The 5,736-nt window shown below is 58.6% G+C and carries 5 protein-coding genes; 3 read left to right on the forward strand and 2 right to left on the reverse strand.

The features are described from left to right. From OX89_RS19360 to OX89_RS05985, 3 genes are all read left to right on the forward strand, one after another. On the forward strand, nucleotides 1–695 hold a 695-nt coding region (locus OX89_RS19360), incomplete at its 5' end, for a DUF1810 domain-containing protein (protein ID WP_369799254.1). Between the two features lies 1 nt (nucleotide 696). Continuing rightward, complete coding sequence (locus OX89_RS05980; RefSeq protein WP_047349945.1) at nucleotides 697–1,665, forward strand: YafY family protein; 969 nt, start codon at nucleotides 697–699, stop codon at nucleotides 1,663–1,665. 84 nt (nucleotides 1,666–1,749) lie between these two features. Then, nucleotides 1,750–2,352, forward strand: a complete 603-nt coding sequence (locus OX89_RS05985; RefSeq protein WP_047349946.1) for an SGNH/GDSL hydrolase family protein — start codon at nucleotides 1,750–1,752, stop codon at nucleotides 2,350–2,352. A 62-nt stretch (nucleotides 2,353–2,414) separates the two neighbouring features. On the opposite strand, the gene OX89_RS18515 is transcribed toward OX89_RS05985, so the two are convergent. Both OX89_RS18515 and OX89_RS05995 read right to left on the reverse strand, forming a co-directional pair. Continuing rightward, nucleotides 2,415–3,854 carry a hypothetical protein gene (locus OX89_RS18515; RefSeq protein ID WP_144731158.1) on the reverse strand — a complete coding sequence of 480 codons (1,440 nt, stop codon included), beginning with the start codon at nucleotides 3,852–3,854 and terminating at the stop codon, nucleotides 2,415–2,417. A gap of 378 nt (nucleotides 3,855–4,232) precedes the next feature. After that, on the reverse strand, nucleotides 4,233–5,736 hold a 1,504-nt coding region (locus tag OX89_RS05995), incomplete at its 5' end, for a helicase-related protein (protein ID WP_234305512.1).

The following is a 5,736-nucleotide window of genomic DNA, read 5'->3' on the forward strand; positions in this document are numbered from 1 at the left end:
CCGCCATCAGCATGGAATCGTGTCCGCCATCGCGTGGAATACGCAATCACGGTTTAGTGTTCGATGAAGTGGTTTATGCGAATGCAGCTCAGGCCGAGCATGCCCTGGCGTTCAACGGCTTCACGCCGCTCAGTGAACAACCGGGATTTCGGACGGTGGCCGGATCGCCCCAGTTTCCCCTCCGACGGGGGAACCGGTTCGAACGACCGGTCTACTCGTCCGGTGAGTATTGGCAACAGCCGCCGGGTCTTGATCGGGTGACTCAGCGTCGCACAATGACACCCGCAGGTCTAGAGCGCTTTGTGGAGGCCCAGGCGACGGTCATCGACACCGCGATGGAGGAACTTCGGGCCGGTCGCAAGGAAACGCACTGGATGTGGTTTGTGTTTCCGCAGCTTTACGGGCTAGGTCGCTCTAGGAAAGCCCAGAAGTACGGCATCGTGGACTTGCACGAGGCACGGCTGTACCTGGAGCATCCTCTGCTGGGTCACCGGCTGCACGAGTGCTTCCGTCTGGTCCTGCAGCACCCGGACCGTCGGGCGGACGATATTTTCGGGACGGTGGACGCGATGAAGTTTCGCTCTTGCGCGACGCTCTTCGATAGAGCATCGGCCACCCCGAACTCGGTGTTTCATTCGGCTCTGAAACATTTCTACGGCGGCAAGGCGGATCTTGAAACGGTGAGGCTGCTCTGAGATGGACCGTACCGAGCGCTTCTACAAAATCGATGCCCTGCTACAAGGCGGGCGGGCGGTGCCCATCGGCACGATGCTGGAAATGTTGGCGGTCTCCCGGGCCACGTTCAAGCGCGATATCGAGTACATGCGCGACCGGCTGAACTACCCCATCGTCTGGGACCGGGAAACACGAGGTTATCGGTACGAGCAGGACGGAGAAGCAGAAATCCAGAACCTGCCGGGCCTATGGTTCAACGCCCAGGAAGCCTACGCACTCTTGATGATGCAGGCGATGCTGTCCGACCTGCAGCCCACGCTGCTCAAGGCGCAGATTGAACCTCTGAAAGCACGGCTGCGGGCCCTGATTGAATCCGGCCAGCACGCGGCCAACGACGTGGAGAAGCGCTTCCGCCTGCTGGCCACCGGTCACCGTGCGGTGGCGGCTCAGCACTTCGAAGTGGTTGCCACCGCCCTCCTCACCCGCCGCCAGTTGGCGCTGCGGTATTACGTGCGGGCCCGCGACGAGCGCAGCGAGCGGGTGGTCTCTCCCCAGGTCTTGGTGCATTACCGGGGCAACTGGTACCTGGTCGCCTGGTGTCACATGCGAGTCGGCTTGCGCTCGTTTGCGCTGGACTCGATGGAAGAAGTGCACCTACTGGATGTCAAGAGCCAAGAGGTTGATGAGCGAACTCTCGAAGAGTTCGTGGGCCAGGGGTGCGGAATATTTTCTGGGAGAAAGGTGCAGTGGGCGCGGCTGCGGTTCTCGGCCGAGCGGGCGCGCTGGGTGTCCCGGGAGATGTGGCATCCCAAGCAGGAAATCACATGGCTGGCCGATGGGCGCATGGAGATGCGGCTGCCTTACACGGATTTGCGGGAGTTGACGCTGGACGTGCTGCGCCATGGAGCGCATGTGGAGGCGCTGGAGCCCAAGGAATTGAGAACCGCCCTCAAGGCGGAACTGGCCCAGGCCATTCGGGCCTATGCATGAATGCATCACAAACTCAAAGCAGGCGCTTCGAGAAACGACAGGCACCCCTTCTTTCTGCCGGCAATCACAAAGGAATGTGAACCCATGACCTCCAACCATCTGGCTCTGCTGGGCGACTCCATATTCGACAACGCCAGCTACGTCGCGCCCTCCGAATCTGTCATAGAGCACCTTCGTCGTACGCTGAAATCCCCACACGCCTGTACACTGCTGGCCGTCGACGGCGATGTGACGCGGCAGGTGCATGCCCAGTTGCAGCGGCTGCCTCCGAGTACAACCCATCTGGTGCTGAGCGTCGGTGGTAACGATGCCCTGTCATGGCTGCCCACCCTAGACCACCCGGTAAGTTCGGTGATGGAAGCCCTAGCGCACCTAAACCACATCCAGACTGACTTCACGAGTCACTACGATTACCTTATGGATCGAGTGTCCGAGCGCCGACTGCCTACCCTAGTCTGTACGATATACGACGCCGTGCCGGGACTGACCCCGGCCCTTGAGACCGCGCTGTCGGTTTTCAATGATGTGGTGACTCGTAGCGCCATGCAACACCGCTTTGACATCCTCGACCTGCGCACGCTTCTGACCGAGGCGGCGGATTTTTCCGAGGTGTCACCAATCGAGCCATCTGGGCAGGCGAGCCAAAAACTTGCACGCGCCATCGCCGACTGGAGCGTGGCGGTTTGACACGGACGACAACGCCTTTCAGTTGCACCCACTGGCAGCTCTCTGTGACAAGTTTGGGCTGGTCACTTCGGATAAAGGTCGTCGCGGTCCGGTCGAGACGACCTGTATGTCGGCACAACTGGACGATCGTCCTCGACCTCCTTGGCCGGGACAATTCGCCCCAGTGTGAAAGCGTCCTGCGCTAAGCCGCAGGCGACAGAGATCCGTTGATATTCGTGCACCCCTCCAGTGAAACCGTCCAAATTCTTGTGCGGTGGAAGCGGCATCAGATGCAGACCTTGAGTTGACGGCACAGGCATCGTCTTCAGCGCCTCTCGATACAAGTCAAACAGCGCCCCGCCTCCTGTAAAGAATGTGCGGATCCCCGTACGCCAAGCATCAGACAGCCTGTAGCGGCGGCTCTTGGTGATATCGAATACGCTTTTGATCACCCTTTGCAGTTCTGCCCTGAACAGTGCGTCTCGGCTTACGACGTGAGCCTCAGCGACACCGGTAGCTCGAGCGAAGACCGGGGCTGCGTCGATTGGGGCCAGTTCGTCAACTGCGCGAGTAAGGCCATCGGCTTCGACACCCAACAGCCTGTTCTGGATGAGCCCATGCGTGCCCAACGCATGAACTTGAGGAACGAGGAATGGAAACGTGTCCTCTTCGTCGACTTGATGCACATTGAACGTCACGACGTCCAAAGTTCCTCCCCCAACATCCACCAGTGCGTGCAGGCCACGCTGCCGTTGAGGTGACTGCATGTAACCAGCCATCTGGGCCACAAACTCTGGCCTAACTTGATGGTCCACGAGATCAGGTAGAGCCTCGCCTTCTTGCCACAACTCGGATGCGCTACCCGCCAATCGCTGTGGGTTTGTCTCCAGACTTCGCCGCCAGCCCGTAGCCGCCAACGCGTGGTAGGCACGTGCCAACTGAGTGCTTTCCAAGCCATTACTGGGGGCCCCGATGTTGAGCTGCCACCGAAGATGTGCACGTCCAAGTTTGTCCCCGTGATGATGGAACACCCAAGCTCGAACGTATCGCAGCACCAAGGCGATGAAGGTGCTGGCAGCACCGATACTCGACCGGGAGACTGCAGGGTTGATGAACGGTAGCTTCAGATCGTTGCGAATCTCATCTGAGCGTGCGTTCGGGTGTTGCCCAATGAACAGCGAGCCATCTCTCAACTCCGTGTACTCACTGGGTAACAAGTAATTCGGCTCGCACTTGGAAACGCCGTCCCAAGTGACGGGGAAGATCTTGTCTCTGAAGCCAACCGCCGCCTTGGTGTATGAGGTACCAAAGTCGAGTCCGATGACTATATCGACCGCTCCGCTGTGCCCCGCTTCGACACATTGCGTCCAGCCTCCTCGAGCAATCCAGCCCTCAGGCTGCCGAAACAAGTCTTGTCGGGTGGGAGCGCCTTTCGGAAGAGGCCGAAACACCGACGGCACAGGCTGCGGCCGCTTGATTGAACTCTGCGCTGGTTGTTGAGGTTTGGACAGAGGCGCTTTCAAAGACCGCTTTGCTGGAACCACCGGCTGCACTTGGATCGATAGCTGCTTCACCGGAGACGATACGGGCGGCGAAGCTGCCCCCCGAGAGCTCCGCGGGAAAGGCTTGCTCGAGATGTCTTTGCCACCGGTACTCTGCGCAGATCGATGAAGCTGGCCCGTACCGGTTCCGTGCCCTTTGTCATTAGGAGGCAACGGCTTTGACTGTCCGTTTAGACGCGACATTCCATCCGTGTTCGGCAGCTTGAGTGGAGTGCCACCCCTCCGAAGCTCCGGTACACGCGCCACCTGACTGCGCGGGGGGCGAGAGGCCGCCTCTGTCTCTGGGCCCTTCAATTGGCTCTTGATGCGCTTGAGTTCGGAAAACCAGTCCGGCATACGTCAGCCCTCCAATCGCAACAACCCTGCACAAACCAGAACATGATCGGGGATTACGCGTTCGCGTTGGAGCACTTGCTCTCGCTTCAGTCCCATGCGCGCCGCCAATTTGTCGATTCGCCCCTGAGTGGCCTTGGCAAGCGAGTGTCTGCCGAGCTCCTCGTGCCGGTTGCGCGTGGCCTGCAGAACACGAAGTCGATTGGCAAGATGTTGCTCGATCCCGTGAAGCTGGAACATCAAGCGGTCAGAATTCTCGTCCTGCTTGCGTTTGCTGGCACGACCATAGGCTTCTGCCAAATGCACTTCAAGTTGATCAAGTCGCTCAGCGATTTCGTCGAGCTGGACTAGGTTCGCCGCCTCCAACCAGTCTGTACCGTGCAATCGCGCAGCATTCACCAAGCCTTCCGCCAGATCGTCTGCAAGAATCTCCTGACTCCTAAGGTCGCACGCTGCGACTTGAAGCCACTCCTCTTCCTTCACACCCTTGAAGGTCCACTTACGGATGGCAAACATGTAATCGCCTGCCGATACGTCCAAACCAAACTTCGATTGCAGCTTGACAGCAACCACTGGGTAAAAGGCTTCATCTAAGCGTGCCAGCTTTTCGCCGATGAACCGAATCAGTGGATGGAACTGATGAATTGGCTCCCACGCGCGGCCTCCCACCGTCGTGACACTGTTCAAAAACTTGCACGTTCGCGGCAGTCCCGAACCAAGCATGGTCTGACCAATCTGGCCTGTTCGGCGACAGAACTCATCAAGCTCCGCCGCCATACCCATCGGAAGTTGAATGGAGTACAGGTTGATATCGTCCAACTGCGCAAACTGATGACCAGGAGCATGGCGAGACAGAAAATCACGGACATAGATAATCAAGTCGGATTCGGTAACTCGACGTGAAAGCTCCTTGGCTGCCGCGATGCGATCCAACACTAACCCACCATGGGCAATCATCTGTGCGGCGTTTTTCTCCAACTCATCCTGACGGAGTCGCACGTTCTCAAGTGCAAGCCTTGCCCGCTCAATCTCCGCTTCCTCTTCTTCTGGTGTGAGCTTCGACGTCAGCAGCTTGGACTCGAGCCTTTGTATAGTCTCGCCGATCACTGGCTCAGGCTCGCCCAGCGCTTCCTCAAACACCTTCAAGCGCGTCAGGAGCCTGCCCAAGATCCTCTCGTCGATCGTCTCCTGGTAAAACAGGTTCCAGATGTAGATTACTTTGGACTTCTGGCCCAGACGGTCGATACGACCGATGCGCTGTTCAACGCGCATTGGGTTCCAAGGCAGGTCGTAATTCACTAGCAGGCGGCAAAACTGCAGGTCGACACCTTCAGCGGCCACCTCGGTAGACACCAGCACACGCAACTCCGGCCGATCCCTGAACTCGTTGATCAAGTCCTGCTTGGATTCACGCATGTTTCCCCACAACAGCATGGACTTCATGCCTGCCGAAGAGAGCCGCTCGGCGAGCTTGTCAGAAATTTTGTGTGTGAGGCATAGCATGTCGACA

This window comes from Diaphorobacter sp. J5-51 (genome assembly GCF_001023515.1).
In the GTDB taxonomy this organism is placed as follows: Bacteria; Pseudomonadota; Gammaproteobacteria; order Burkholderiales; family Burkholderiaceae_C; genus Diaphorobacter; species Diaphorobacter nitroreducens.

Bases quoted from the DNA above. Each gene is read 5' to 3' on its own strand.
- OX89_RS05980 (WP_047349945.1), top strand. From the start codon at position 697: ATGGACCGTACCGAGCGCTTCTACAAAATCGATGCCCTGCTACAAGGC.
- OX89_RS05985 (WP_047349946.1), top strand. From the start codon at position 1,750: ATGACCTCCAACCATCTGGCTCTGCTGGGCGACTCCATATTCGACAAC.